The following is a 25,655-nucleotide window of genomic DNA, read 5'->3' as shown; positions in this document are numbered from 1 at the left end:
ATCCTATTCGAGATTAGCCAAGCTCAAGTGCGCTCAACGCGATCCACAGCTGGACTCGGTCGCTTGTCACATTTGGGTCGTAGCCCGAGAGCTCGGAAATCTGCTGCATCCGGTAGCGCACCGTGTTTCGATGTAGGCCCAAGGCTTCGGCAACCGCACCTACCGAACCATCGCGGTTGAGGTATTCGCGAAGTGTTAAAAGCAGATCCGAATCGTGGGTGGAATCAAAGTCCTGTAGCGGTCCAAGCGCTTCAGCCGCGAGATCTTGAAGTGGAACATCACGGGCTGCCAAGAGCAAAGAGGTCAACGAAAGTTTGGTTGGGACATTGATCCGCTCGCCGTGGCGCAGAGATTCGAGGGCTTCGAAGTAGCTCCAACGGATCCCGGTGGTATTTGAATAACGGCCACCGTAGCCAACTCGGGCCGAGATCCCGGCAGCTTCTAGGTACTCATCAAGATGTTTGATGGACAGCTGAACTTTGCTGTGCGCGACAATCACCGCCAAGCGGCCTTCCATGATGGCCGAAACCTGCGAGGAAAGGTCAGCGGGAAGCGGCAGAGTCTGTAGGCGCTCGGCTTGGGAAGAAGCCTGCACCAAAATTACTGAGTGCTCGCGTTGCGGATTTAGTCCCAGCGCACCAAGTCGTCCAGCAGCGTCGGCGCCGACCAGGGTGCCCGCCGCGAGGTCGGCGAGAACCTGCCCATTGGCTTGGCGCTGTGAGGCGCGCAGCCGGGATTTGTTGGCCATTTCCAGACCAATCAGTGATTGCGCGTAGTCCACCACGGGGTCATGAACGTAGGGCTCGGCTAGGTGCAGGATGCATTTATCCCGTAGTCCGGTGGCTACCGGTAGCTCGTGCCAGGTGCCCTCAGGTTCATAGTCTCCGCTGATCACTTCACCGTGAAGACTCAGGGCGACGCTGGTACCGAGCATTCGAGAAAGCTCGTCGAGCATGCTGTCCAAATCCGAGGAGAGCAAAGAACGAGCCAGCTTTTGGTGTGACTTGAGTAGATTTTCCACCCGCTTAAGGTGGTCTGCATTCATGGCTTCGGCGATGAGTCGAGTGATGGCAGCAAAAGGGATTTGGTAGGGGACCTCAAAGACCGGTAGCCCAACTTCGCGGGCTGCAGTGATGGTGGCTTCGGGAACCGAAGCATGCTCCAGGCCGGTACCAAAACCTAGGGCTACCGCGTCATTGGCGGCCAAAACGCGGACAAATTCTCGTTGTGCAGCTTTAGTTTTTTGGCGAACCCCGGTAGTCAGTACGATTTCTCGTCCAGTAAGGAATTTTGAGGGATCCAGGAGCTCGGTAATGGCTGACCAAGTGATAACCATGTCATCGCGATGTGCATGTTCGGTCATCGGACGAAGGTCGAGCTCGTCATGCTCTAAGAGCCCGCGTAAACTAATTGCCATGGAGCCATTCTAGTTGGCAGACGGAAAGTTCCCATTTCAGCAAAATGCTCAAATACTGGACACGCTTTACCGAAAATTGACCATAATGTGAACTTTTTGCAGTAGCTTAGACACATGAGCTCTCCATCTTCAAAACAGGGCGCTCCACTCGCATCTGAAAAGCGTGAGACTTTCAATTCACGAAAGCTCTTCATTCTTTCTGCGGTTGGTTCAGCTGTTGGACTGGGAAATATTTGGCGTTTCCCCTATGTCGCCTACGAAAACGGTGGCGGTGCATTCCTCATCCCGTACCTCGTAGCCATTCTTTGCGCAGGTATCCCGCTACTCTTCCTCGACTACGCGATCGGTCATCGCTATCGCGGCTCGGCACCGTTGGCCTACCGACGTGCTAACCGCAAGGCTGAGGTACTCGGTTGGTGGCAGGTACTGATCTGCTTCGTCATCGCTATTTACTATGCAGCCATCATTGCGTGGGCTGCCATGTACTGCTGGTTCTCCATCACCAAGGCTTGGGAGTCCAACCCTGAAGGCGCCTCCGGCTTCTTCATGCAGGACTTCCTCAAGGTTTCGGATGACGTCAACGTCTCCTTCGACTTTGTTGGCCGAATCTTCGTACCAATGCTGATTGTTTGGCTGATCACCGTGATCATCATGGTTGCCGGTGTGAACAAGGGTATTTCCCGTGCCAACGCCGTGTTCATGCCACTGCTGATCGTGATGTTCGTGATCCTCGTTGTTCAGTCGGTCTTCCTGCCTGGTGCAATTGATGGCTTGAATGCCTTCTTCACACCGAACTTTGAAGCACTACAGAATCCTGCAGTGTGGGCGGCGGCCTTTGGACATATCTTCTTCTCACTATCCGTGGCCTTCGGCATCATGGTCACCTACTCTTCCTACATGAAGCGTAAGAGTGACCTGACCGGCTCGGGCTACGTTGTAGCCTTCGCGAACTCTGGCTTTGAGCTGCTGGCCGGTATTGGTGTCTTCGCTGCCTTGGGCTTCATGGCACAAAATGCAGGATCAAGTGTTGACGAAGTGGCCACCAGCGGTATTGGTCTGGCCTTCATCGCTTTCCCAACCATTGTCTCGCAGGCAACGTTGGGCGGATTGATCGGCGTACTATTCTTCGGTTCTCTGGTCTTCGCTGGTCTGACTTCGTTGATCTCCATCCTCGAGGTCATCGTGGCGGCGTTCCAGGACAAGCTGGGTTGGAAGCGTACCCCGGCCACCTTGGTGGTTGTGCTTCCTGTGGCGTGTATTTCATTGATCCTTTTCCCAACCACCACGGGCCTCTACTTGTTGGACACTATGGATGCCTTCGTCAACCAGTTCGGCATCCTGGCATGTGCACTGGTATTGGTGATCGTCTTTGGTGCAGGCCTTGGCATGCTGCCGAAGCTGGCCAAGCACCTGAACCGTCACAGCTCCATCAAGCTGGGTACTGGTTGGAAGGTCTTGGTTGGTGGCATCGGCCCAGCAGCGTTGGGTTACATGCTGATCAACGAAGTCCAATCGAAGATCAACGAGTCATACTCTGGCTACCCACTGTGGTTCAACGGAGTCTTCGGATGGGGTATGGCAGGTGCCCTCATTGTCGGGGCAGTGATACTGTCCTTTGTTCCGTGGAGCAAGAACTCGAAGATCAATGACCCTGAGTTCGAAGAGCATCAGCGGAACGTTGAGGCCGAAGAACTTCCGGATCCAGTCGGAAAGGAATACTAGCCATGAGCGGCGTTGCTATTGTCTTCATGATCATTTCTATGCTGACCATCTGGGGCGGTCTCGTCCTAGCCTTGATCAACCTCTCGCGTCACCCTGAAAAAGACGACGATGACGTTATAGAAACCGCTGGCGCTACAGGAAATAACAGTCTGTAATATTGGTGCCTAGCTACAAATACCTCCTCGCCTCGGGTAGCCCCGGAGCGAGGAGGTATTTTTCTGTGCAGATGCACTACGGACCCCGGAAGTGGTTGTGCCACTTCTGGTAGTGGCCACGGGCCGTGAAGAATATTCTTCTAGTAAGAACACGTCGAGCCGCGTGCTCGTAAAACATCAATGAAAGGACAAGCAGGTGGACGTTAGCTACCGCATTGAACAGAAGCGTAAAATCAACGGGCCATTCCCCGGCCCAAAGTCGGAAGAACTTGCCGCACGCCGCGCCAAGGCAGTGGCCGCTGGCGTAGCTTCCAGCCTGCCAGTCTATGCAGCAGACGTTGACGGCGGCATCATCGTCGATGTTGACGGTAACCAGCTCATCGACCTCGGCTCGGGCATTGCAGTGACCACCGTTGGTGCCTCCAACGCAGCAGTCGCTAAGGCCGTCGCCGAGCAGGCACAGCGCTTCACCCACACCTGCTTCATGGTTGCTCCTTACGAGAGCTACGTAGCACTGGCTGAGAAGCTTGCCTCGATCACCCCAGGTAACTTTGAGAAGCGTGCAGTCTTCTTCAACTCGGGCTCTGAAGCAGTAGAGAACGCCATCAAGGTTGCTCGTATTGCCACCGGCCGTCAGGCAGTTGTGGCCTTCGATCACGCATACCACGGCCGCACCAACCTGACCATGGGTCTGACCGCTAAGGCAGCCCCATACAAGCGCGGCTTCGGCCCACTGGCACCGGAGATCTACCGCATGCCAATGAGCTACCCATTCCGTGAAGAGAACCCAAACATCTCCGGTAAGGAAGCTGCAGAGCGCGCCATCTTGGCCATGGAGAAGCAGATCGGTGGCGATCAGATCGCTGCGATCATCATCGAGCCAATTCAGGGCGAGGGCGGTTTCATCGTTCCTGCCACCGGCTTCCTGCCACGCATCGCCGAATGGGCCAAGGAAAACGGCATTGTCTTCGTTGCTGACGAAGTTCAGGCCGGCTTCGCACGTTCCGGTGCATGGTTCGCTTCGGACATCGAACAGATCGAACCAGATATCATCACCGTCGCTAAGGGCATCGCCGGTGGTATGCCACTGTCGGGCATCGTCGGCCGTGCAGAGCTGCTGGACTCGGTACACGGTGGCGGCCTGGGTGGCACCTACGGTGGTAACCCAGTGGCTGTTGCTGCTGCCTTGGAAACCATCAAGTTCATGGAAGAGCAGGATCTGCCAGCTCGTGCCCGCGAGATCGAAGAGAAGTTCTTCGCTCGTTTCACCGCGTTGCAGTCCGCTTTCCCAGCCATCGGTGAAGTTCGTGGCCGCGGTGCCATGATTGCCCTTGAGTTCGTCAAAGCTGGCGGCAAGGAGCCAGATGCTGATCTGACCAAGGCTATCGCTGCCGAATGCTTGGCTCAGGGTGTTGTCATCCTGACCTGCGGTACCTACGGCAACGTTATTCGCCTGCTGCCACCATTGGTCATCGGCGACGAGCTGCTCAACGATGCATTCGACGTTCTCGAATCTGCCATCCGCAAGCTGGCTGCCTAGTATCTAGGCCCTGATCCCCAGAATAAGTAAAGCTTCGGTTTCTCACTGATTCAGTGAGAAACCGAAGCTTTACTCGTTAATGCCTGACCTCTTCGAGGTCACTAACCAACTTTTTTCGGCTCCGGAATACGTCCTGCCCTGGGAGCGCGAAGCATGTCAATCAGGACAAAGATCACCGCGATCCAGACCAAGATGAAGCCCACCCAACGTTCAAAGGGCATGTGCTCGCCAAAGACTAGGATCCCAAGGATGAACTGGAGCAGGGGAGCGATGAACTGTAAGGAACCGACGGTGCTCAATGGCAGGCGACGGGCCGCACCGCCAAAGAGCAAGAGTGGGACAGCGGTGATAATGCCACTGGAAGCCAGCAACAGGATGCCAGCCCAATTGCTATTGAATAGGGTGGATCCGGTGGTCTGCGAGAGCCAAATGAGGTAGATAATCGCCAGCGGAGTCAACCAAAGGGTCTCAATGGTCAACGCACCGAGGGCGCTGCCTTTTGAACCGACCTTATTCTTGACCAGTCCGTAGAACCCAAAGGAGAAGGCCAAGCCCAATGAAATCCATGGCACTCGTCCTAGTCCCACGGTCAGCACAATCACTGCGACAGTAGCTAGTGCGACAGCGGCCCACTGCAACGGGCGCAGTTTCTCCTTGAGCACGATGACACCGAGCAAAATGGCAACGATGGGATTAATGAAGTAACCCAGGGAGGCTTCAAGCACGTGCCCGGTCAACACCGCTAACGCGTACAAGACCCAGTTGCCGGCGATCAGGATGCTTGCCAACGCCAACTGTCCCATGGTTTTGGTATCACGGAACATCGCTGCAAACGCGCGGATCTGTGAGGTGGCAGCAAGCAAGATGAAACAGAAGATCAGAGAGAAAAGAACGCGTACGGCAACGAACTCAACGGCAGAGATCTTCGGAAGCAACAGGAAATAGGCTGGCAGCAAACCCCAAATGAGGTAGGCCGAGGTGCCTTGGATGAGACCATAGCTGTGTTCAGAGCGGACGGGTGTGGCGGTGCTTGATGACATTCAGAATGTACGCTTTCGAGCTAAAATGATTCGAAAAGATGGTCCATGGGTGCAAAAATTGCACTTTGCAACTAATAGCTACAACGTCGCAGTCAGCGCATTATTCCCCGCTGAGCTTAAAGTTCACGATGCGTTCAGTTCCTTACATCACAGTGAGAATTTGAACTTTAGAAAGTCGGAACCCACGGTGACTTCCATACGTTGACTAGACTAGGAATCACCATCGTGGTCATTGTCATTTAGGGGAGTGCGTTCAGGTGCATGGACATAACAACGGACTGAAAACAGCATTGTTGCTCGGCGGTATGTTCGCCTTGCTCTTGGCTATCGGTTCGCTACTTTCTGCCGGAACCGGCCGGTCAATGTTCATCTGGGTTTTCGCACTGATTGGTCTAGGAACCACCGCATACGGTTACTGGAACAGTGACAAACTCGCGTTGCGTTCCATGCATGCCTACCCGGTGAGTGAAGCCGAGAATCCCATGATGTACCGCATTGTGCGTGAGCTGTCGATGAACGCTCAGCAACCGATGCCACGCCTGTACATTTCTCCAACGTCCTCACCCAATGCCTTTGCTACCGGACGTAACCCCCAGAACTCTGCAGTGTGCTGTACCGAAGGTATTTTGCAGCTGCTGAATGAACGCGAATTACGTGGGGTACTGGGCCATGAACTGATGCACGTATATAACCGTGACATCCTGACCTCATCGGTAGCCGCGGCCATTGCCGGTGTCATCACGTCCATTGCCCAGTTCTTGATGTTCTTCGGCGGCGGTGGAAACAACGACAACCGCAACGTGAACCCCATCGCGCTGATCGCCTTGTCGTTGTTGGCACCTTTTGCGGCCTCCGTTATCCAGATGGCTGTAAGCCGTACCCGTGAATACGATGCTGATGAAGATGGCGCCAAGCTGACTAACGATCCTTTGGCCCTGGCTAGTGCACTGCGCAAACTAGAATCGGGAATTTCGCAGGCACCTTTGGCTTCGAACGACCAGAAGCTGGTCAACAGCTCGCACCTGATGATCGCCAACCCATTCGGTTCGCGACTGAAGCAGATGTTCTCCACCCACCCGCCAATGGACCAGCGAATCGCCCGACTGGAAGCTATGGCTGGCGGACGCGGATACTAAGCCAATAAGGCGTCCGCACTTCGTAGAAATCGAGGTGTGGACACCTAAAAGACAGTCGAGGCGGCTTTCCCATCACTGGGAAAGCCGCCTCGACTGTTATTGGCATAAAAGATGCCGATCTTACTTCTAGCGGAAGTTCACAAACTGGAGATCTGCTTCTTCGAAGTCACGCAGCAGAGCCATCGTGGCCTGCAGGTCATCGCGGGACTTGGAAGAGACGCGTAGTTCGTCGCCCTGAATGGTGGACTTAACGCCCTTGGGAGCTTCGTCGCGGATCAACTTGTTGATCTTCTTTGCGACATCCTGTGCGATGCCTTCCTTGATGCTCGCCTCAATGCGGTATTCCTTGCCGGAAGCAAATGGCTCGCCAGCGTCCAAGGACTTCAGTGAAACGCCACGCTTGATTAGCTTGGACTGGAAGACGTCCAGAACAGCGTTGACGCGTTCTTCCGAGTTCGCCTTCATCAAGATTTTTTCACCGCTGAAATCGATCTCAGCGCCGACGCCCTTGAAATCGTAACGCTGGGCGATTTCCTTCTGAGACTGGTTCATCGCGTTCGCGACTTCCTGGCTATCAACTTTGCTGACAACGTCGAATGTGGAATCACTAGCCATGTGAATACTCCTAGCTGTAACGGTTCTGATTCGCTACATAGCCTACCGGTTTTAAGCCCTAAAATCGGGCTGTGATCAGGCTTACAGCAAAAAGAGCCTCCTCGATTTCACTTCACTGTAAATCTCCTGTAGAGTTATTTCTCGTTCCGACAAGAACAAATGTTCTTGAAAGAGCAAACTCGGCAGATTACCCGAGTGGCCAAAGGGGGCTGACTGTAAATCAGCTGGCTATGCCTTCACTGGTTCGAATCCAGTATCTGCCACAAATAACTCCCGGATCTTTGATCCGGGAGTTTTTTGCATCTCGGAAGTAGTTTCATTGTGATTCGGATCTATTCCCACTGCCAATGAAGATCACCTTTCTACGTATTTCATCTGAAATTCGGCTACCGTATAGGCATGGCAACTAGAAATGTGAGCGAAGACGACTTCGCGAAGTTGATTGAAGACAATGACATCGTCCTCGTGGACTTCTGGGCTGATTGGTGTGGACCGTGCAAGCAGTTTGCTCCGGTTTATGATCAGACTTCGGACAAGTTCACCGATGTTGTTTTTGCCAAGGTAGATACCGAAGCCGAGCAGGGCTTGGCACGTGCAGCCAACGTTACCTCGATTCCTACCATCATGGCATTCCGTGAACAGGTTCTTGTTTTTTCGCAGGCTGGTGCCTTGAACCAGTCACAGCTCGAAGACTTGGTCACCGCAGTCAAGGGTATTGATATGAGTGAAGTACACAAGCAGATCGCTGAGGAAGCCGCACAGGCAAACTCCTAAGATCACTTGTGGGCTTCGGGCCCTACCTCTGCCGATGATCCAGCGGAGCGTAGCGGGGCCCGAAGCTCTGTTTCTTTTCTCCCGAAAGTCCCAAAAGTCGGATCACCCGCTGCCGGTGCGGGGCAAAAGGAGCCATGAGCTCCAACATCTGATGATCGGTAATTCGACGCCCCGTCAGTACTTGGCCGACAAAATCCGCCAAATGGAAATCACCCACTGAAATGTGGTCCGTTGAGCCATGAGAACGCTGTAGCGTTTCGGCAATAGTCCACGGACCAATCCCAGGGATAGAGCCCATCGCCGCTTCAAGGGTTCCCGGCGCCATCGCTGCCGGTTTTACCTGATCCAAGTCCTTGTCCGCCCACCAGTTGAGGGCACCGGCGACCTGGACAAATCTTCTGATAGTTTCAGCGCGCTGTCCTTCAACGCGGGCAGCCTGCCAATCCCAGCGGCGCAATTGAGCAAGCTGATGCGCCGTAGGAAAAATTCTCAATCCCTCTGGCGCCGGTCCCGGGGCAGGTTGTCCATGGTGCCGGATCAGCCAACGCCATGCATAGTTCGCTTCAATGCCAGTGACCCGTTGTTCCAAAATGGCGCCCAGAGCGTGTTCAAAGATCCTCCCCGTTTTTGGAAAAACGAGATCTGGATTTTCGGAACGGGCACGCACGATGATTTCTGGAAATACTCCGGCGCGTAACTTCTCGTCGAACTCCGTCCAGTCATCGTCGGCTCCCAACAAATTAGGTGCGTGATCAAGGGCCCATTGTCCGCCCAAACCCCACGCCTCTAGTTGTATTGCTCCGTCGCTCTGCTGTTTCAAAATGTGCAAGGTTGCCGGCCCGTCCACTGTAGTGAAAGCGAACCAGGCTTCGGTGGCTGTAAGCCGGATCGTTGGATCGCCTAGGCCGCGTCGCAAGATCCCCAATGACTTCATCAGTGACACTGGTCGTTGCGGGCGGTAGCTGGCGCTCCAAGATTTCTGCATATTTCGCATCCTATAGCTCGGCCCCGACATGAACGTAGCGGTGAGCCTTTATCATCGTTGAAAAGATCACGTCCACTGCATGACGTTTCGCTACGTTCCAGAACGACATGTATGACGTACGCCGGTAAAGTTCTTGACATGAAGTATGCGTCCACAGTTTTAGATCTGATCGGCAATACCCCGCTGGTGAAGCTCAACCGCGTTACCGATGGGGTCAAAGCCACGGTACTGCTCAAACTTGAATACCTGAACCCCGGTGGTTCCATCAAAGACCGCATTGCGTTGAAGATGATTGAGCGCGCTGAAGAAAGCGGTCAGCTCAAGCCTGGGGGAACCATCGTGGAACCAACCAGCGGTAACACCGGTGTTGGTTTGGCCATGGTCGGTCAGCTCAAAGGCTACAAGACGATTTTTGTCACCCCGGATAAAGTCGGCGAAGAAAAACGAGACGTGCTTCGTGCATACGGTGCGAAGGTTGTTGTCACACCGACAGCCGTCGCACCTGATTCTCCGGAGTCCTACTACGGGGTCTCCGACCGACTAGTCACCGAAATTGATGGTGCCTACAAGCCTGATCAGTTCTCCAACCCTGGCGCACCAGACAGCCACTTTGAAACCACCGGACCAGAAATCTGGAACGACACCGACGGCAAGATCACCCACGCAGTGATTAGCGCCGGTACCGGTGGAACCATCACGGGCACGGGCCGTTACCTTAAGCAAATTTCTGCTGACCGCGCTTCAGGACCAGTGAAAATCATTGCTGCCGACCCAGATGGTTCGGTCTACTCAGGTGGTACCGGACGCCCATACTTTGTTGAGGGCGTCGGCGAAGATATGTGGCCAGGCAACTACGATCCATCGGTGCCTGACCAGGTTGAGGCCGTCACCGATGCTGAAGCCTTCGAGATGACCCGTCGCCTGGCCAACGAGGAAGGCCTACTACTTGGCGGATCCTCGGGCATGGCAGTGGTCGCGGCCCTGCGTGCAGCGCGTGATCTGAGCGAAGATGACGTAGTAGTAGTCATTGCACCAGATGGTGGACGCGGATACCTTGCAAAGATCTTCAACGATAGCTGGATGCTGCAGCAGGGCTTCACCACCGATGACTACTCCGCCTTGGACTTCATTGGTTCAGCCTTGTCCAAACAGGGCCCGGAAACCATCAGCGAAGATGCCACCCTGCTTCAGGCAGCGAAGGCATTGCGTGAGCAGGGTGCCGATGCGCTGGTTGTTTCAGCGGTCACCCTTCCGGCACGTATCGGTGAGGTACGCGGTGTTATTGGTGCTAACACTTTGACTGACGCATTGCTCTCCGGCGCCGAGCCAACCACCACGATCAAAGAACTCGGGAGCCTGCCCATGCCCCTGATTGGTGTGGCTGACACCCTTGATAATGCTCAAGAATTGCTTAAGTCTCATCCTGCGGTATTGGTGACCAAGGCCGGCGAAGTTATTGCCGCCGCCACCGCAGCTGATTTGCTGGCCTACTCAACTCGCTAAAGAATTCAATTAAGGACTGATTTTGATGACTGAAAACGCTCAGGGATCTAACACTCGATTTGTCCACGCTGGACAGGAATTTGAGCCACGCACCGGTGCTGTGGTGCCACCATTGCACTTCTCATCGACCTACGCGCAGGACGGCATTGGCAACCTGCGTAGCGGCTACGAGTACGGACGCGGTGGCAACCCAACCCGTGATGCCTTGCAGGCTCAGCTGGCCGGTGCCGAATTCGGCACTCACGCATTCTCTTTCGGCTCGGGCCTTGCCGCCGAAGACTCCCTGATCCGTGCCATCCTGCGTCCGGGGGACCACATTGTCCTAGGAAACGACGCCTACGGTGGAACCTTCCGCCTGATTGATCGCGTGCTCGGGGACTGGGGCATCGGCAATACTCCGGTGAACATGGCTGATGAAGCCGCTTTGGCTGCCGCCATTGAGAAAAACAAGGCCAAGCTGGTTTGGGTGGAGACTCCGTCGAACCCAATGATGACCATTACCGACATTGCTAAGGTTGCTCAGATCGCTCACGCGGCCGGAGCCCTGCTGGTAGTTGATAACACCTTCGCTAGCCCATTCCTGCAGCAGCCCCTGACCTTGGGTGCAGACATCGTGGTGCATTCAACCACCAAGTACATCGGTGGACACTCGGATGTGGTTGGCGGCGCCGTGATCGTCAAGGACGAGGCTCTGGCTGAGAAGATCGGTTTCATCCAGTTTGCTGTGGGTGCGGTTTCCGGCCCGATGGATGCCTTCTTGACCACTCGTGGTCTGAAGACCCTGGGCGTACGCATGCGGGCTCACTCGGAAAACGCTGCGCAGGTGGCTCAGTGGCTGCGTGAACGCAGCGAGGTTGAGCGTGTGCTGTACCCAGGTTTCGAAGATCACCCAGGCCACGACATCGCTAAGAACCAGATGAGCGGTTTTGGCGGTATGGTCTCGGTGCAGTTCAAGGGCGGTGAAGCAGCGGCCCGCAAGATCGCTGAAAGCACCAAGCTGTTCACCCTGGCTGAATCTTTGGGCGGTATTGAATCCTTGATGAACTACCCATCGGAAATGACCCACGCATCGGTGAAGGGTACCGAGCTGGCAGTTCCAGTGAACCTGTTGCGCCTCTCGGTAGGCATCGAAGATCCTGCAGATCTGATCGAAGACCTGGATAAGGCCTTCGCCAACCTCTAAGGGGTTGAACTAAAAGGACGTGGGGAGCAGTTCATATGAACTGCTCCCCACGTCCTTTGTTTCTTTGCGAAATCTCCGCCAGTGTTATCGGCGACGGGTTTTTGCCGGCTTGGGCGAGACCACTTTGAAGTAGCGATTGCTGCTCGGTGTCCACATGAGGACCACGCTGAACATGACGATGGCTGCCAGCAAGGAGTAACGCCCAAAACGCAGCAGCAACGGTAGAGCCATGATCACACCGAGCCAGGTGAGGTTGGTGCGGGCCGAGCGTTCACCAATGAACAGGCGGTAACCGAGCACCGCGCAGGCGCAGCCAGCCACCGCAAAAAGCAGTGCCAAAGCGATAGCGCCAAAGTTTAGTGATGCGTCGCCACTGTGCTCATAAATGAGGAAACCTCCAAAGCCGAGAAATAGCACTCCGGCTAGGAGCCAAAGGAACTGGGCAATGAGCAGTCCACCGGGAACCGTCTCATCGGGGCGTCGCGCCAAAAGAGGTTTTTTCACATCATTAACACTACGTGCTCTGTCGCGGTGCCCGATCTCACACGGCCTGAGCACTGACAATTACAGGGGTTACACGTTAGTGTTAAGTGTTCGCGAACATCAGGGTATCCCTTGCATCCAGCCCAATTTTTGAGGCCGGAGCCTTCTCGTGTTGTATTTCCGCAAAGTGTGTGCGGTTTCTTATGTCATAGGGGAGCGCTGGGTGAGCGTGACTTGTATCTGACTGTGCAGCCTATACGTCGTTTCTTTGGGGACGGCCAAGGCCCTTCCCCAACGAATGAGGTAATTCTTCGTGTCTTCTGACATGCCCGTAAACACTAACGACAACCAGAACCCAGAAGAACCAACGGTTCTTTTCAGCGAACTTGGTCTGGATGCCCGTGTGCTTGCTGCTCTAGCTGACCTGGGCTACGAAAAGCCATCGCCAATTCAGGCAGCTACCATCCCAATGCTTCTCGAAGGCCGCGACGTGGTTGGTCTGGCTCAGACCGGTACCGGTAAAACCGCTGCTTTCGCACTTCCTGCCCTCTCCCGCATGGCAGAGCTGGCTGACACCAATGGTCCAGCCCGCACCCCACAGATCCTGGTCCTTGCTCCAACTCGCGAGTTGGCACTCCAGGTAGCTGAGGCTTTCACTTCCTACGCTAAGTACCTGCCGGACTTCACCGTTCTTCCGGTCTACGGTGGTTCCCCTTACGGCCCACAGCTCAACGGTCTGCGCCGCGGTGCTCAAGTTGTTGTTGGTACCCCAGGTCGCGTTATCGACCACATCAACAAGGGTTCTTTGGACCTGTCCAACCTGCAGTACGTTGTCCTCGACGAGGCCGACGAAATGCTGCGCATGGGCTTCGCAGAAGAGGTCGACAAGATCTTGGAAGCAACCCCAGAAGAGAAGCAGGTTGCCCTGTTCTCGGCCACCATGCCACGCACCATCCGTCGCATTGCCTCGGAATACCTGCGTGATCCGCAGGAAGTTGCTGTTAAGTCCAAGCAGTCCACCGGCACCAACATCACCCAGCGTTACCTGCAGGTGATGGGTGCCCACAAGCTGGACGCTATGACTCGCATCCTCGAATCCGAAGAATTCGACGGCGTGATCACCTTCGTACGTACCAAGATGGCTACCGAAGACTTGGCTGACAAGCTGAAGGCTCGTGGCTTTACCGCCGCTGCCATCAACGGTGACATCCCACAGCAGCAGCGTGAACGCACCGTTGAGAACCTGCGTTCGGGCAAGATCGATATCTTGGTTGCTACTGACGTGGCAGCCCGTGGTTTGGACGTGGAGCGTATCAGCCACGTTATTAACTTCGATATCCCACATGACACCGAGTCCTACGTGCACCGTATCGGCCGTACCGGCCGTGCAGGTCGTTCGGGTGACGCGATCTTGTTCATGACCCCACGCGAAAAGTACTTGCTGCGTGCCATCGAAAAGGCAACCCGCCAGCCGGTGACCCAGATGCAGCTTCCTTCCTTGGATTCGGTCAACAACCGTCGTATCCAGAAGTTCACCGATCGCATCGATCAGACCATCAGCGGTCAGGACCTGACTACCTTCCGCGAAATCGTCGAGAAGTTTGCAGCTGACCACGAAGACCTGGACCAGCTGGAAATTGCTGCTGCTCTTGCCTTGATGGCTCAGGGTGGACGCCCACTGCTGATGACCGAACCAGTGATCCCTCCTTCGAAGAAGGCTCGCATGGATCGCGACCGTGCAGATCGTGGCGAGCGTGGCGAACGCGGTCCTCGTGCTCGCAAGACCGCTGCTGAAGGCAACGCTATGTACCGTCTGGCCATTGGCCGTCGTAACCGCGTACAGCCAGGCTCGATCGTTGGCGCTTTGGCTAACGAAGGTGGCTTCAACTCCTCCGAAATCGGTGGCATTGAAATCCGCTCGGATCACACCTTGGTTGAATTGCCAGCAGAGCTGAGCAAGGACCAGTGGCGTGCACTGTCCAAGACCCGCATCGGCGGCGAACTGATCAGCATGGAGCTGGACTCCGGCCGCAAGCCACGTCGTGACGACGATGGCGACCGCGGTGGTTACCGTGGTGGACGCGGTGGCGATCGTGGAGGCTTCCGTGGTGGCCGCGGTGGTGGCTTCAACGACCGTCGTGGTGGCGGCGAGAAGCGCTTCAGTGGACGTGGTGGCAAGGATCGCTTCAGCGATTCGGGTCGCAGCGGTGGCCGTCGCGACTACTAAGTCAATGGCTTACGCAACTAACTAGTTTGCGCAGCACAACGCCCCTGGCTCAAGCTTTTCAGCTTGAACCAGGGGCGTTGTTTGCGCTTAGGGCTGGTGGAGCCCTAACGCTCCTACGGGGCCGTGCTGCCTACCGGAATCTCGTCTCCGAGATATACTTTTCCGCCGCTTTCAATAAACTCTCGGCTCTTCTGTGCCATCCCTGCGAGAGCGGCCTGAGCTTCCGCTGACCCATACTCATCACGAATGTCTTGCGAGATGCGCATTGAGCAGAACTTAGGACCACACATGGAGCAGAAGTGTGCCGTTTTGGCTGGTTCTGCAGGCAACGTCTCGTCATGGAATTCCTGCGCAGTCACAGGATCCAGACTCAATGAGAATTGATCATTCCAGCGGAACTCGAAACGTGCTTTGCTCAGAGCATCATCACGGGCACTAGCCCCGGGGTGGCCCTTGGCTAGATCTGCCGCATGAGCCGCGATCTTGTAGGTGATCACACCGGTTTTGACATCGTCGCGGTTGGGCAATCCAAGATGTTCTTTAGGAGTGACATAACACAGCATGGCCGTGCCATACCGAGCGATCTCTGTGGCTCCAATGGCGCTGGTGATGTGGTCATAGCCCGGAGCAACGTCGGTGACTAGGGGACCCAGCGTATAGAACGGCGCCCCGTCACACAGCTCCTGCTGACGCTCTACATTCTCTCGGACCAAGTGGAAAGGAATGTGCCCAGGTCCTTCGACCATGACCTGCACGTCGTACTTCCACGCACGCTTCGTCAATTCAGCAAGGGTATCTAGCTCAGCGAATTGCGCCGCATCATTGGCATCCGCGATAGATCCTGGGCGTAGTCCGTCGCCTAAGGAGAAAGCGACATCGTACTGGGCAAAAATTTCACACAGTTCATCAAAGTGCGTGTAGAGAAAATTCTCTTGATGGTGAGCTAAGCACCATCCGGCCATAATCGATCCACCGCGCGAAACGATGCCGGTAACTCGGTTGGCGGTCAGCGGGACATAACGCAAGAGCACCCCGGCATGGATGGTCATATAGTCCACGCCCTGTTCGCACTGCTCGATGACGGTGTCGCGGAAAATCTCCCAGGTCAGTGCGTTTGCTTCACCATCGACTTTTTCCAGAGCCTGGTAGATCGGTACGGTGCCGATCGGCACTGGAGAGTTACGGATAATCCATTCGCGAGTGGTGTGGATGTCATCTCCGGTAGATAGATCCATGACCGTGTCTGCGCCCCATTTGGTGGCCCACTGCAATTTGGAGACTTCTTCGGCAATCGAGCTCGTCACCGCCGAGTTACCGATGTTCGCGTTGATCTTTACCAAGAACGCTTTGCCAATGATCATTGGCTCGGACTCCGGATGATTGATATTCGAAGGAATAATCGCTCTTCCGGCAGCGAGTTCGCTACGCACCAGTTCCACATCGCATTCTTCGCGCAGTGCAACGTAACGCATTTCGGGCGTGATGATGCCAGCACGTGCGTAGTGCATTTGAGTCACCGTAGCCCCATTAGCGGCCCGGAACGGGGGAGCGGCTCTTCCAGCCCATTCCTCGCTTGCGGTACCGCGACGGACCGCTGAGCGACCGTCGTCATGCAGGTTTCGTTCGCGCCCCGCATAGGTTTCAACATCGCCTCGGTCAAGAATCCAAGATTCTCGAAAAGGTCTCAGCCCCTGTGTTGGTTCGCTGCCCGGCCCACTGGTGCGATATACCTGCACCGGTTCGTTGGGCTGGCCGTTGGGGGAGTCCGCAAGAGAAATTTGCGTGACCGGAACTGAAATACCCTCGGATTCGCGGAACGCGAGAGAGTGGGCAGAATGCTGTTCAAATTGTTCCATTAAGAAACTCACTTCCTTCGCCGGCATTATCCGGACAGGTTCAACGGTCGCGGACGGCTGCAGTCCGATCTCAGCCCCTGCCAAGGGGCTCCCGTGTGGTCGCAGACGACACTAGCATGAAAATTTCTGCCTGAGTCAAACGCCCGTCCCAAAATGACGAACGCTCTGCGAAGAGTATCTTGTGAAAAATGAAGAAAATCCGCTCAGATGCGGGAAAGAATAATGGCTTCGTGAAAACGAAAAGAGAGACAACCTGAATTCAGATTGTCTCTCTTATTTCGAGCCCCCTGCCGGAATCGATCCGGCGACCTCGTTCTTACCAAGAACGCGCTCTACCACTGAGCTAAGGGGGCAACGAGTAAATACTCTACACAGGTTTTTGGAGTTTTCAAAATCCTGAAAGCGTTTGTTGTTGAGGTCACAAGATTCCTACTCAAGTCCAGAATAAATAGTGAGGTGTGGCCTAGTTTCGGGGTTGCATGAGTGGGCCTCGTGGAGGGGGAAAATTGTTGTTCATGAATTGGCAATGACGAAACCAAAAGTGTTGGACCGCGCGAGATGCCTGGTGTCATTTGTTGGCCAGGTTCAGGGGAGCTAAGTAGTGGTCTTGAAGGATTGACTGGCTAGAGCGCAGTGAATGCGGGGAAAATTTAGTCATGAATTGAAAGCAGTAATAATCGTGGATTGACCAGTAAATTCCCATCAGTGAGCATCGTCACCAAAGCACTTTTGTGCCACTGATCGTCCCGCATGGGATTAGAAGATGCCGGTAGTGGCATTTGACTAGGTATTATTCGATTTTCGCGTGTTGATCTGAGCCCTGCAGTGCCGATTTTTGTTTGCGCGTGAATCCGTGTAGAGTATTTACTCGTTGCCCCCTTAGCTCAGTGGTAGAGCGCGTTCTTGGTAAGAACGAGGTCGCCGGATCGATTCCGGCAGGGGGCTCTGAGTGAGAAGCCTTCTTGGCTTCTACTGGATAGCTTCTCACTTGTGGCGGCGTAGCTCAGCTGGTTAGAGCGCACGACTCATAATCGTGAGGTCCCGGGATCGAGTCCCGGCGCCGCTACAGATTCAGTCCCGAAATCCTTACGGATTTCGGGACTTTTTCATTTTCAAAAGTATGTCGAATGAAGACAGCCTCCGAGCACGTTGATGTGATGCTCAGAGGCTGTTTGCGGATTAAACCCAGGGCTTACTTCGACTCATTTTTCTCGTGATGATCCTTGCCTGAGGATGCCTCCTTGGCGAGCATGAAGAGTCCTTGAATGATATCGGCATCTACTTCTTGACCGTGAGCGTTTTCGTGATTGGCGTCGTGGCCGTGCACTTCGGTGTGTAGGCGTTGCATTTGCATATCAAGCTTGGTGGCAACCGCTGCTGCCTCAGCCAGTTCCGAAGCCAAGTGCGCTGGAACTTCGCCCTCATACTTGTAGAAAATCTTGTGTTCCAAGCTGGCCCAAAAGTCTTGAGCAATAGTACGAATCTGTAGCTCAACAACGACATTTACCGGTCCATCTGAGAGGAAGACCGGGATTTCAACGATGGCATGCACACTCTTGTAACCGCTGGGTTTCGGATTCTTGATGTAATCCTTGATCTGGATAACGCGGATGTCATTCTGCGCCGTCAAAGTATTGAGAACTTTGTAGATATCCTTCACAAAACTACAAGTAATGCGAACACCAGCGATATCACTGATGTTCTCCCTAATGGCTGTGAGTGACGGATGGATATTTCTCTGGCTCATCTTGCGCATGATGCTCTCCGGAGTCTTCACTCGGGAGGTGATGTGCTCAATGGGATTGTATTTGTGTAAGTAGAGAAACTCTTCGCGAAGAATTGAGACCTTCGTCAGAATCTCGTCGACGGCAAACTGATATTCCATCATGAATCGCTGGAACTCAAGTCTGAATGCCTGAGTCATTTCTTGTAGTTCGGCTGGACTCAGATTTGCCGCAGACGGTAGTGGGATAACACCACTGTTGTCTTCTGGATATGGAATAGAAATCCTAAATCACCTCTACAGGTTGGGGCGATGTCAACAGACATGATCGCTCTATAAATTTTAGAGTAGGTCATCCGGCTAAGAATTAGGTCAGAACAAGACGTGAATCCATCGGGTAAAACACAAACCGTCCTAGTTGACCACTCTGAACAGCTGACTTCGCACCGCACATTTCTTCAATACAGAACGGAACAGTACGGGAAGTGCGCTCAGTAGCGATATGCCGATCGTCTATGGTTGGAAGGGAAACTTCAGGAAGGCATTGATGGATCTCGCTAGCGTTTCTCGGCAACTCTGCCACGGCATCAGCTTCTCACAACACGAGCCAGCGCCAATGCTCCGGCTACGCACAGGGGAGAACTGGAATACCGAATACCTAGAGCTGAATCGCAGCCTGAACTTAGAAGTCGGCGACCTAAAGTTCTGCCTGGGCTACATCACCATGAACCGCGATGGTTCACGCAACGTATTGCCATGCCCCAAAAACAAGGCCTTACGCACCGGAACCCAGTGTGAGAGTTGTCGTAGGCTGGACCATTCCAAATTCATGCATCACTTCCACAAGACCGGTGAAGCACCTGAAGGTATGCGTAAGTATTTGGAGCAGCCACACTTCTTGTACATTGCCAGCTTCGCCCACGGCGCCACCAAGGTAGGAACCACCTCAACGCAAAGCCAATGGACCCGACTTGCACAACAAGGAGCGGTTATTGCCCGCTACATTGCTCGCGCGAATGATGGTACGGCCATCCGCGTACTGGAAGATTTAGTCACCGAGCATGTTGGACTCAGCCAGCAGGTGCGACAAAAATCTAAGATCAAGGGACTAGTGGGCTGGGAATTGGATCACCAGCAACTAGATACCATCAACGAACAGGCAGCCAATCAGGCACGCGATTTTTTGGCCACCCAACGAGGCCTGGAAAACTATGGTGTTCAGCTACTTGATCAGCTCTGGGAACAACCAAGCTTCGCCCGCCCAGTCATCGAGGCATGGGATACCCGCAGCCTGCATGCTTGGTCCTCGACCGTGCCTGGATCTCGACACACGTTGCGTATTCGCGGCGTGCTAGGGCAAAGCATCATGGCCGATAGCGGGGAAGGTACGACCTTGCGCCTGCTTGATGCCGCCGAGCTTAAAACCCGCGAAGTAGACCTGAGTGAAGAACACGGTGAGTTTCAGGAAGAACAATCCGCGTTGTTCTAGAAAGCGTGGGTGTGCTGTCGGTCGAGTCACGAGGAAATACCGCTTCAGCAATGAGCCCAAAAGCAGTAGCTGAACTAGACTTGATCTATGACCAACACTCCTTGGGAAGCTGCCTCACCACGCTATAAGAAGCTCGTCTTCACGGCCATGGCCATCATGGGAACCGGCATTATTCTGGCGATCATTGGCGCCAACATCCCGTCCCTACCCACGGTTTACACCGCCATCGGCATCATGATTGTCGGCATGCTTTGCCACATCGCCGGCATGGTGGTTCGGGCCAAGGACGCTCGCCAGTGGCGCATTGACAACGGGCTCGCAGCCCCACGTGCGCCGAAGCGTTCAGGCAACGACGCACAGTAAGTACTAGCTAGAACAACACAGCAGATGGCGTCTTGGATAAGTGGCTCTTGGAGCACCGCGTCATTTTCAGTTACATCAACGTTCAGGAGAATCAATGGGCATCAATCCCGAACTGGTAGGGCGCGTATTCCCTGCCAACCAGTCCTACCAAGTAGGACGCGAGAAGATCCGCGAATTCGCTCAGGCAACCAAAGCCACCTCGCCAGCTCACTTCGACGTACAGGCAGCCAAAGAGCTTGGATACAGTGACGTGGTGGCACCGCCAACCTTCGCCATAATTGTCGCTCAGCGAGCCGACGCACAGCTCATCGCCGACCCAGCTTCTGGCATCGATTTCTCCCGCGTGGTCCACGCCGACCAGCGCTTCACCCACCACCGTCCGATTGTGGCAGGCGACGAACTAGTGGCCGAATTACATGTGGATCAGGTTCGCGAAATGGGTGCCGGTGCCATGATCACCACCCGCGCAGAAATTGCTACCGTGGACGGCGAAAAGGTCGCCACCACCATTTCATCGTTACTGGTAAGGGCTGAGGACTAAACATGATCGATTTCGAGACACTTGAAAAGGGAACTGTCATCGGTTCCCACACGGTTCAGGTCAACCGTGCAGACCTTGTCCGATACGCTGGCGCATCAGGGGACTTCAACCCTATTCACTGGAATGAGCGCTTCGCCAAGGAAGTAGAACTTCCTTCAGTGATCGCCCACGGCATGTTCACCATGGGCTCTGTCATTGACTTGGTTTCTACCTGGGTAGGCAACCCTGGGGCCGTCATCGACTATCAGACCCGCTTCACCAAGCCCGTCGTTGTAGAAGACCCTGAAGGTAGCAATCCCAGTGAGGCTGAAGGCACCAGCATCTTTGTTGAAGGCAAAGTTGGAGCACTAGACAGCGAAAAGCGTACCGCTCGCATTGACTTGGCTGTCACCGCCAATGACAGCAAGGTATTGCTCAAGTGCCAGGCAGTGGTGCAACTCTAACGATGCAGCCTACCGGTAATGCGCAACCGTCAGTAATCCACTGGCGCAACGCGTTGATGGCTGCCTATCTGGCCAGCGGTCTACTGATTTCCGCGTTGGTCTCGCGCCTGCCCGCGGTGCGCGACGCACTTGAACTAGACCATGCGAAGGTAGGTTTACTCCTACTGTGTATGAGCGCAGGTTCTTTCCTGTCGGTCTCCATCTCGGGCCAATTGGTGTTGCGTCTGGGCGCAGCAAACGTGATGCGCATTGCCGCAACCATTGGTGGTGGCTCCTTACTCCTGGTTGGAGTCAGCACCGGGCTTCTGGGTAATACCCTCGCCTGCGGAATCTTCTTGTTTACTCAAGGACTAGGGACAGCTTCTTGGAACGTGGCATCTAACGTTCAGGGAGCGGCCATGGAACGCGCGTTAGGCAAGAGCATCATGCCGGCTCTCCACGGATTCTTTTCCATAGGAACTGTCATTGGCGCGGGTATTGGAGCACTGGCAGCAGGCATTGGCCTGCCGTTGCAGTACCATTATGGGCTCGTCGGTCTAATCATCATCGGTACCGTGCTTTATAGTTCTCGTTACTTCGGTGAAGACTTCAGCCGCACCTCCAGTAACTCTCGCACGTCCAATGGCCCATCACTTAAGCGTGCCTGGACCGAACCACAGACAGTGCTCCTCGGTGTGCTGGTCTTGGGCATGGCGCTCGCCGAAGGAGCAGCAGGGGACTGGGTCGCCTTGGCCCTGGCAGACGGTTATCAGACCACCGAAGCTACCGGCGCTATTGGTTATGGCGTATTTGTCACTGCCATGACCCTGACGAGGTTGCTCTCTGGAGATCTGATTTTGCGTCTGGGTCGGGTGACCATGATCCGCGCCAGTGCGATTTCTGCTTTTATCGGTGTCTTGCTCTTTGCCTTTGGCCACAGTTTGCCACTGGCCTTCGTTGCACTAGCAATTTGGGGTATGGGTGTTGCTTTGACCTTCCCGCTAGCCATGAGCGCTGCCTCCGATGATCCAATTCATGCCGCTACACGAGTAGCCGTGGTTTCTACCATTGGTTACGGAGCGTTCTTGGGCGGGCCACCATTATTAGGGCTGTTAGCTCAAGCGATTGGTCTACTGCCGGCTCTGGGATCAATTTCTTTGCTGATCGTCTTAGCGTTTATTCTTTCGTCGAATACCGCTGGCTATCCGCAAGACGAGCAACCTAACGAAAACTAAACTGTTGACCTGGCTGAACGCTATGGCCTCGACACTGAAAGTATCTTGAAATAATGCTGAAGAATCTGACGACAACCCGAGTTGGTGGCCCAGCGCAGCAGCTGATCACCGCAACGAGCGAAGCCGAGCTGGCCCAAGCGGTCGCTTCCGCAGATCAAAACGGCCAGAATGTTCTGCTCATCGGCGGTGGCTCCAACTTGGTGATCAACGATGAGGGATATCCAGGGGTAGCCATCCAAATCGCTACTCGTGGACTACACCTAAGCGAACAGCCCTCCGGCAGTGTCTTGCTTCGGGCAGCAGCCGGGGAAAGCTGGGACAGTACCGTTGAATTCAGCCTCGTTCAGGGCCTGAGTGGCCTTGAAGCCCTCTCCGGCATCCCCGGGTGCACCGGTGCAACGCCAGTACAGAACGTGGGCGCTTATGGGGCAGATGTTTCCCAGAGTTTGGCATGGGTGCGGGTCTATGACCGACAAACCAGCCAGGTACTCAAAATGGATAACGCGCAATTGGAATTCGCTTACCGCGATTCGATCATCAAACGAACCAGCCCCAACGGTTCACCGCGCTATGTGGTGCTGGAGGTAGCTTTCCTCCTTGAACGCGATAGCCTGTCTGCGCCGATCCGTTACGCGGAACTTGCCCGACGCTTAGGAGTGGAAGCTGGAGAACGCGCCGATGCGCACCTGGTTCGACAGAACGTGCTTGATCTTCGCCGCTCCAAGGGCATGGTGTTTGATCCGAAGGATGCCGACTCGCATTCCACTGGTTCTTTCTTCACCAACCCGATCGTTGAGGCCTCGGTACTTGAGCGCCTCCCGGAAAATGCTCCAAACTACCCGGTGGCTCAAGAAGGCATGGTGAAGCTGTCTGCCGCCTGGCTCATTGATCAAGCAGGATTCGGCAAGGGCTACGGTCTTGAAGGCACCGCTGGCTACGAAGTGGCAGAGGGCCGTGCTTCACTGTCCACCAAGCACACCCTGGCTATTACTAATCGCGGTGATGCCACGGCTGATGATATCGTCGCGATTGCTCGCGCGGTGCGCGCCGGAGTGCAGGAACGCTTTGGAATTACACTGGTCAACGAGCCGCTCTTGATCGGCCTTTCGCTCTAGGAACGCAGCTTTATGGAAGTCCGTTTGCAGAAAGGGTAAGGACGATGCAAGAACTCTCCCTACACAAATTGCGTCACTCGGACATCGACTTATTCGAGGAAAATTTCCAGTCACGCGCTGGCGCCAGCGAATACCAATGGTTCGGGTTTTGGGATACCAACAAATTACGCACGCGTCTGGAGCAGGACCAATTCATTGGAAGCCATGATGGGGCCTTGGCCGTACGCCTAGGGGAGCGGACCATCGGCAAAGTTGACTGGTTTACCGTGAACAGCTGGGGACGCCCGAACACCTCGGCCTGCTGGGAAATTGCCATAGGACTCTTTGCGAAGTATCGCGGTCAAGGCTATGGGACTGTGGCTCAGCGGCTACTGGTTGAATACCTTTTTACGCACTACCCCCGCCATCGGTTACAGGCTACGACAGCGGCAGAAAACTTGGCCGAACAGCGCGTTTTGGAGAAACTCGGATTCACTCGCGAGGGAGTGATCAGGCAGTCACAGTGGCGTGGTGGTGCATGGCATGATCAAGTCATCTACTCGTTACTTCGCCACGAATTCTCCGATGAGATGTAATCACATACTTTGACGCATACTGTGACAAAGAAAAAGCTCGGCCCGGAACAGAAATCTGTTCCGGGCCGAGCATTTACCTTGGGCACTGACTGATGTTTAGAGGCGGCCCTGTGCGATAGCCAGCATGCGGCGTAGCGGCTCAGCAGCTCCCCACAACAGCTGGTCTCCCACAGTGAAAGCGGAGATGTATTCTGGGCCCATTTCGAGCTTGCGGATGCGGCCTACCGGGATGTCCAGGGTGCCGGAAGCAGCAACCGGAGTCAGCTGATCCATGGTCGCTTCCTTCTCGTTAGGAATGACCTTGGCCCACTCGTTATCGGAGGCAAGAATCGACTCAATCTCCGAAACAGGCAAAACTTCCTTCAACTTAAGAGTCAAAGCCTGAGAGTGCGAGCGCATGGCACCGATACGGACACACAGACCATCCATGATGATGTGGTTCTCGCCGGAAGTCTGCAGGATCTTGTTGGTCTCCATTCCAGCCTTCCACTCTTCGCGGGACTGGCCATTGCCTAGGTCTGCATCGATCCATGGGATCAACGAACCGCCGAGAGGAACACCGAACTGCGTGGCATCGAGGTTTCCGCGCTGAGTTTCAAGCACCTTGCGATCAATGTCCAAGATGGCGCTGGCAGGATCAGCTAGTTCGGAAGCTACAGAAGCATTGATGTCGCCAAACTGGGTGAGCAGCTCACGCATGTGGCGTGCTCCGCCACCGGAAGCAGCCTGATAAGTCATGGCGGTGCCCCACTCGATCAGGTTGTTCTTGAACAACCCTCCCAGACCCATAAGCATGCATGAAACGGTGCAGTTACCGCCGACAAAGTCTTTGACTCCAGATTCAAGGGACTGATCGATAACATTGCGGTTCACTGGGTCTAGAACGATAACCGAGTCATCGTTCATGCGTAGCGTGGAAGCCGCATCGATCCATAGGCCATCCCAGCCGGACTTACGAAGTTCTGAATGAACCTTGGTGGTGTAGTCTCCGCCCTGAGCGGTAACGATAATAGGCAGCTTGGACAGCGTTTGGATGTCATAAGCATCCTCTAGAGCGCCAGCGCCCTGCGCGAAAGAAGGGGCCTGTCCGCCCGCATTCGAAGTGGAGAAAAATACCGGATCGATCTGCGCAAAATCGCCCTCGTCGAGCATTCGCTGCATTAGCACGGAGCCAACCATGCCACGGTAACCTACAAAACCAACAGATGAAGTCATATTTCCATGGTAGGGGCGAACCGGGCGTGAAGCCCGGTTCGTTACAGCAGTTAAAGCAGAATCACACCCAAGCCCCAGCAGGGCTCAGGTGTGATTCGATACAGCGCAAGTTTTACTTTTCCTCAAGCAGTCGCTTGCGGTTGTTAATGGCCCACACCGCGGCAAAGATGAAGATCTGGGCGGGGACCAAGAGCAGGATCAAACCGAAGATCTTGTGCCCACCGAGCACCATGAAGAACCCGAGGACAGCGACAGCTAACGCGAGCAATGGAAAAAGCATGTAGCCGAGCACGAAGAGTGCCTCTGGATGCTCCTTGAGCTCACCGATGTATTTTTTCATG

General features: G+C 54.8%; 24 protein-coding genes, 4 tRNA genes and 1 riboswitch. Of the genes, 18 read left to right on the top strand and 10 right to left on the bottom strand.

From position 1 onward, the window contains the following. Nucleotides 1-13 precede the first annotated feature (13 nt). A complete protein-coding gene (locus tag QMQ05_RS11945) occupies nt 14-1,417 on the bottom strand; it encodes a PucR family transcriptional regulator (protein ID WP_345470278.1) in 1,404 nt (467 codons plus the stop codon). A gap of 114 nt (nt 1,418-1,531) precedes the next feature. On the opposite strand from QMQ05_RS11945, the gene QMQ05_RS11940 reads away from it, so the two are divergent. The 3 genes from QMQ05_RS11940 to gabT all read left to right on the top strand — a co-directional run bounded on the left by QMQ05_RS11940 (nt 1,532) and on the right by gabT (nt 4,834). Continuing rightward, the gene (locus tag QMQ05_RS11940; protein ID WP_345470276.1) at nt 1,532-3,139 is read left to right on the top strand and encodes a sodium-dependent transporter; all 1,608 of its coding nucleotides are present in this window, start codon (nt 1,532-1,534) and stop codon (nt 3,137-3,139) included. 2 nt (nt 3,140-3,141) lie between these two features. After that, nucleotides 3,142-3,294, top strand: coding sequence for a methionine/alanine import family NSS transporter small subunit (locus QMQ05_RS11935; protein ID WP_074439759.1), 153 nt, complete (start codon nt 3,142-3,144; stop codon nt 3,292-3,294). A 196-nt stretch (nt 3,295-3,490) separates the two neighbouring features. Beyond that, complete coding sequence (gene gabT, locus QMQ05_RS11930) at nt 3,491-4,834, top strand: 4-aminobutyrate--2-oxoglutarate transaminase (RefSeq protein WP_334122671.1); 1,344 nt, start codon at nt 3,491-3,493, stop codon at nt 4,832-4,834. Between the two features lie 101 nt (nt 4,835-4,935). Here gabT and rarD read toward each other — a convergent pair whose 3' ends face one another. Continuing rightward, nucleotides 4,936-5,874, bottom strand: a complete 939-nt coding sequence (gene rarD, locus QMQ05_RS11925) for an EamA family transporter RarD (protein WP_345470273.1) — start codon at nt 5,872-5,874, stop codon at nt 4,936-4,938. Nucleotides 5,875-6,131: 257 nt separating this feature from the next. Between rarD and htpX the strand changes: the two genes are divergently transcribed. Further along, entirely contained in the window at nt 6,132-7,010 is an 879-nt protein-coding gene (gene htpX, locus QMQ05_RS11920) for a zinc metalloprotease HtpX (protein ID WP_334122673.1), read from the top strand. Nucleotides 7,011-7,136: 126 nt separating this feature from the next. On the opposite strand, the gene QMQ05_RS11915 is transcribed toward htpX, so the two are convergent. Next, nucleotides 7,137-7,625, bottom strand: a complete 489-nt coding sequence (locus tag QMQ05_RS11915) for a YajQ family cyclic di-GMP-binding protein (RefSeq protein WP_345470271.1) — start codon at nt 7,623-7,625, stop codon at nt 7,137-7,139. 181 nt (nt 7,626-7,806) lie between these two features. On the opposite strand from QMQ05_RS11915, the gene QMQ05_RS11910 reads away from it, so the two are divergent. Next, nucleotides 7,807-7,888, top strand: a tRNA-Tyr gene (locus QMQ05_RS11910). A gap of 136 nt (nt 7,889-8,024) precedes the next feature. Continuing rightward, entirely contained in the window at nt 8,025-8,399 is a 375-nt protein-coding gene (trxA, locus tag QMQ05_RS11905; RefSeq protein ID WP_058254943.1) for a thioredoxin, read from the top strand. A 22-nt stretch (nt 8,400-8,421) separates the two neighbouring features. On the opposite strand, the gene QMQ05_RS11900 is transcribed toward trxA, so the two are convergent. Then, nucleotides 8,422-9,384 (bottom strand): DNA-3-methyladenine glycosylase family protein, encoded by a 963-nt coding sequence (locus QMQ05_RS11900; RefSeq protein ID WP_345470270.1) that lies wholly within the window; start codon nt 9,382-9,384, stop codon nt 8,422-8,424. Nucleotides 9,385-9,522: 138 nt separating this feature from the next. On the opposite strand from QMQ05_RS11900, the gene QMQ05_RS11895 reads away from it, so the two are divergent. Together QMQ05_RS11895 and QMQ05_RS11890 are read left to right on the top strand one after the other, a co-directional pair. Further along, nucleotides 9,523-10,887 carry a cystathionine beta-synthase gene (locus tag QMQ05_RS11895; RefSeq protein ID WP_345470268.1) on the top strand — a complete coding sequence of 455 codons (1,365 nt, stop codon included), beginning with the start codon at nt 9,523-9,525 and terminating at the stop codon, nt 10,885-10,887. 25 nt (nt 10,888-10,912) lie between these two features. Beyond that, nucleotides 10,913-12,070 (top strand): cystathionine gamma-synthase, encoded by a 1,158-nt coding sequence (locus tag QMQ05_RS11890; RefSeq protein ID WP_345470267.1) that lies wholly within the window; start codon nt 10,913-10,915, stop codon nt 12,068-12,070. Between the two features lie 84 nt (nt 12,071-12,154). Here the strand turns inward: QMQ05_RS11890 and QMQ05_RS11885 are convergent, their stop codons facing one another. Beyond that, nucleotides 12,155-12,574, bottom strand: a complete 420-nt coding sequence (locus QMQ05_RS11885; RefSeq protein WP_345470266.1) for a hypothetical protein — start codon at nt 12,572-12,574, stop codon at nt 12,155-12,157. 304 nt (nt 12,575-12,878) lie between these two features. On the opposite strand from QMQ05_RS11885, the gene QMQ05_RS11880 reads away from it, so the two are divergent. After that, nucleotides 12,879-14,780 (top strand): DEAD/DEAH box helicase, encoded by a 1,902-nt coding sequence (locus tag QMQ05_RS11880; RefSeq protein ID WP_345474731.1) that lies wholly within the window; start codon nt 12,879-12,881, stop codon nt 14,778-14,780. A 113-nt stretch (nt 14,781-14,893) separates the two neighbouring features. Here QMQ05_RS11880 and thiC read toward each other — a convergent pair whose 3' ends face one another. Next, the gene (gene thiC / locus QMQ05_RS11875; RefSeq protein WP_345470265.1) at nt 14,894-16,636 is read right to left on the bottom strand and encodes a phosphomethylpyrimidine synthase ThiC; all 1,743 of its coding nucleotides are present in this window, start codon (nt 16,634-16,636) and stop codon (nt 14,894-14,896) included. After that, nucleotides 16,632-16,741: riboswitch (TPP riboswitch) on the bottom strand. (Overlaps the previous gene by 5 nt.) 176 nt (nt 16,742-16,917) lie before the next feature. After that, nucleotides 16,918-16,989, bottom strand: a tRNA-Thr gene (locus tag QMQ05_RS11870). A 520-nt stretch (nt 16,990-17,509) separates the two neighbouring features. On the opposite strand from QMQ05_RS11870, the gene QMQ05_RS11865 reads away from it, so the two are divergent. Continuing rightward, a tRNA-Thr gene (locus tag QMQ05_RS11865) sits at nt 17,510-17,581 on the top strand. Between the two features lie 47 nt (nt 17,582-17,628). Next, nucleotides 17,629-17,702, top strand: a tRNA-Met gene (locus tag QMQ05_RS11860). Nucleotides 17,703-17,828: 126 nt separating this feature from the next. Here QMQ05_RS11860 and QMQ05_RS11855 read toward each other — a convergent pair. Further along, nucleotides 17,829-18,560: a GTP pyrophosphokinase gene (locus tag QMQ05_RS11855; RefSeq protein WP_058254937.1), complete on the bottom strand. Its 732-nt coding sequence runs from the start codon at nt 18,558-18,560 to the stop codon at nt 17,829-17,831. A 346-nt stretch (nt 18,561-18,906) separates the two neighbouring features. Between QMQ05_RS11855 and QMQ05_RS11850 the strand changes: the two genes are divergently transcribed. The 7 genes from QMQ05_RS11850 (at nt 18,907) to QMQ05_RS11820 (ending at nt 24,099) form a co-directional block, all read left to right on the top strand. Next, nucleotides 18,907-19,848: a DUF2797 domain-containing protein gene (locus QMQ05_RS11850; protein WP_345470262.1), complete on the top strand. Its 942-nt coding sequence runs from the start codon at nt 18,907-18,909 to the stop codon at nt 19,846-19,848. A gap of 87 nt (nt 19,849-19,935) precedes the next feature. Next, nucleotides 19,936-20,211, top strand: a complete 276-nt coding sequence (locus QMQ05_RS11845) for a hypothetical protein (protein WP_345470260.1) — start codon at nt 19,936-19,938, stop codon at nt 20,209-20,211. A 94-nt stretch (nt 20,212-20,305) separates the two neighbouring features. After that, complete coding sequence (locus tag QMQ05_RS11840; RefSeq protein WP_345470258.1) at nt 20,306-20,752, top strand: MaoC family dehydratase N-terminal domain-containing protein; 447 nt, start codon at nt 20,306-20,308, stop codon at nt 20,750-20,752. A 2-nt stretch (nt 20,753-20,754) separates the two neighbouring features. Beyond that, on the top strand, nt 20,755-21,195 hold the full coding sequence (locus QMQ05_RS11835; protein WP_058254933.1) for a MaoC family dehydratase: 441 nt from the start codon (nt 20,755-20,757) through the stop codon (nt 21,193-21,195). Further along, nucleotides 21,171-22,409, top strand: coding sequence for an MFS transporter (locus QMQ05_RS11830; RefSeq protein WP_345470254.1), 1,239 nt, complete (start codon nt 21,171-21,173; stop codon nt 22,407-22,409). Before QMQ05_RS11835 ends, QMQ05_RS11830 begins: the two co-directional genes overlap by 25 nt. 53 nt (nt 22,410-22,462) lie before the next feature. Then, entirely contained in the window at nt 22,463-23,524 is a 1,062-nt protein-coding gene (locus QMQ05_RS11825; protein WP_345470252.1) for a UDP-N-acetylmuramate dehydrogenase, read from the top strand. 44 nt (nt 23,525-23,568) lie between these two features. Then, a complete protein-coding gene (locus QMQ05_RS11820; protein WP_334123933.1) occupies nt 23,569-24,099 on the top strand; it encodes a GNAT family N-acetyltransferase in 531 nt (176 codons plus the stop codon). A gap of 96 nt (nt 24,100-24,195) precedes the next feature. Here the strand turns inward: QMQ05_RS11820 and asd are convergent, their stop codons facing one another. Together asd and QMQ05_RS11810 are read right to left on the bottom strand one after the other, a co-directional pair. Beyond that, nucleotides 24,196-25,314, bottom strand: coding sequence for an aspartate-semialdehyde dehydrogenase (asd, locus tag QMQ05_RS11815; RefSeq protein ID WP_345470249.1), 1,119 nt, complete (start codon nt 25,312-25,314; stop codon nt 24,196-24,198). 112 nt (nt 25,315-25,426) lie between these two features. Beyond that, complete coding sequence (locus tag QMQ05_RS11810; protein ID WP_058254929.1) at nt 25,427-25,654, bottom strand: NF038396 family protein; 228 nt, start codon at nt 25,652-25,654, stop codon at nt 25,427-25,429. Between the last annotated feature and the right edge of the window lies 1 nt (nt 25,655).

It is taken from the genome of Glutamicibacter sp. B1 (genome assembly GCF_039602135.1).
Taxonomy (GTDB): Bacteria; Actinomycetota; Actinomycetes; order Actinomycetales; family Micrococcaceae; genus Glutamicibacter; species Glutamicibacter ectropisis.
The sequence above is the reverse complement of the archived record's forward strand: the minus strand, read 5'-3'. Positions and strand labels throughout refer to the sequence as shown.

Excerpts from the sequence above, each read along its gene's own strand:
- QMQ05_RS11900 (WP_345470270.1), bottom strand. The coding sequence starts at position 9,384 with ATGCAGAAATCTTGGAGCGCCAGCTACCGCCCGCAACGACCAGTGTCA.
- rarD (WP_345470273.1), bottom strand. The coding sequence starts at position 5,874 with ATGTCATCAAGCACCGCCACACCCGTCCGCTCTGAACACAGCTATGGT.
- QMQ05_RS11850 (WP_345470262.1), top strand. The coding sequence starts at position 18,907 with ATGGATCTCGCTAGCGTTTCTCGGCAACTCTGCCACGGCATCAGCTTC.
- QMQ05_RS11825 (WP_345470252.1), top strand. The coding sequence starts at position 22,463 with ATGCTGAAGAATCTGACGACAACCCGAGTTGGTGGCCCAGCGCAGCAG.
- QMQ05_RS11915 (WP_345470271.1), bottom strand. The coding sequence starts at position 7,625 with ATGGCTAGTGATTCCACATTCGACGTTGTCAGCAAAGTTGATAGCCAG.
- QMQ05_RS11895 (WP_345470268.1), top strand. The coding sequence starts at position 9,523 with ATGAAGTATGCGTCCACAGTTTTAGATCTGATCGGCAATACCCCGCTG.
- QMQ05_RS11880 (WP_345474731.1), top strand. The coding sequence starts at position 12,879 with ATGCCCGTAAACACTAACGACAACCAGAACCCAGAAGAACCAACGGTT.
- QMQ05_RS11835 (WP_058254933.1), top strand. The coding sequence starts at position 20,755 with ATGATCGATTTCGAGACACTTGAAAAGGGAACTGTCATCGGTTCCCAC.
- trxA (WP_058254943.1), top strand. The coding sequence starts at position 8,025 with ATGGCAACTAGAAATGTGAGCGAAGACGACTTCGCGAAGTTGATTGAA.
- QMQ05_RS11940 (WP_345470276.1), top strand. The coding sequence starts at position 1,532 with ATGAGCTCTCCATCTTCAAAACAGGGCGCTCCACTCGCATCTGAAAAG.
- QMQ05_RS11845 (WP_345470260.1), top strand. The coding sequence starts at position 19,936 with ATGACCAACACTCCTTGGGAAGCTGCCTCACCACGCTATAAGAAGCTC.
- QMQ05_RS11810 (WP_058254929.1), bottom strand. The coding sequence starts at position 25,654 with ATGAAAAAATACATCGGTGAGCTCAAGGAGCATCCAGAGGCACTCTTC.
- QMQ05_RS11945 (WP_345470278.1), bottom strand. The coding sequence starts at position 1,417 with ATGGCAATTAGTTTACGCGGGCTCTTAGAGCATGACGAGCTCGACCTT.
- asd (WP_345470249.1), bottom strand. The coding sequence starts at position 25,314 with ATGACTTCATCTGTTGGTTTTGTAGGTTACCGTGGCATGGTTGGCTCC.
- QMQ05_RS11855 (WP_058254937.1), bottom strand. The coding sequence starts at position 18,560 with ATGACTCAGGCATTCAGACTTGAGTTCCAGCGATTCATGATGGAATAT.
- QMQ05_RS11820 (WP_334123933.1), top strand. The coding sequence starts at position 23,569 with ATGCAAGAACTCTCCCTACACAAATTGCGTCACTCGGACATCGACTTA.
- thiC (WP_345470265.1), bottom strand. The coding sequence starts at position 16,636 with ATGGAACAATTTGAACAGCATTCTGCCCACTCTCTCGCGTTCCGCGAA.
- QMQ05_RS11935 (WP_074439759.1), top strand. The coding sequence starts at position 3,142 with ATGAGCGGCGTTGCTATTGTCTTCATGATCATTTCTATGCTGACCATC.
- QMQ05_RS11840 (WP_345470258.1), top strand. The coding sequence starts at position 20,306 with ATGGGCATCAATCCCGAACTGGTAGGGCGCGTATTCCCTGCCAACCAG.
- QMQ05_RS11890 (WP_345470267.1), top strand. The coding sequence starts at position 10,913 with ATGACTGAAAACGCTCAGGGATCTAACACTCGATTTGTCCACGCTGGA.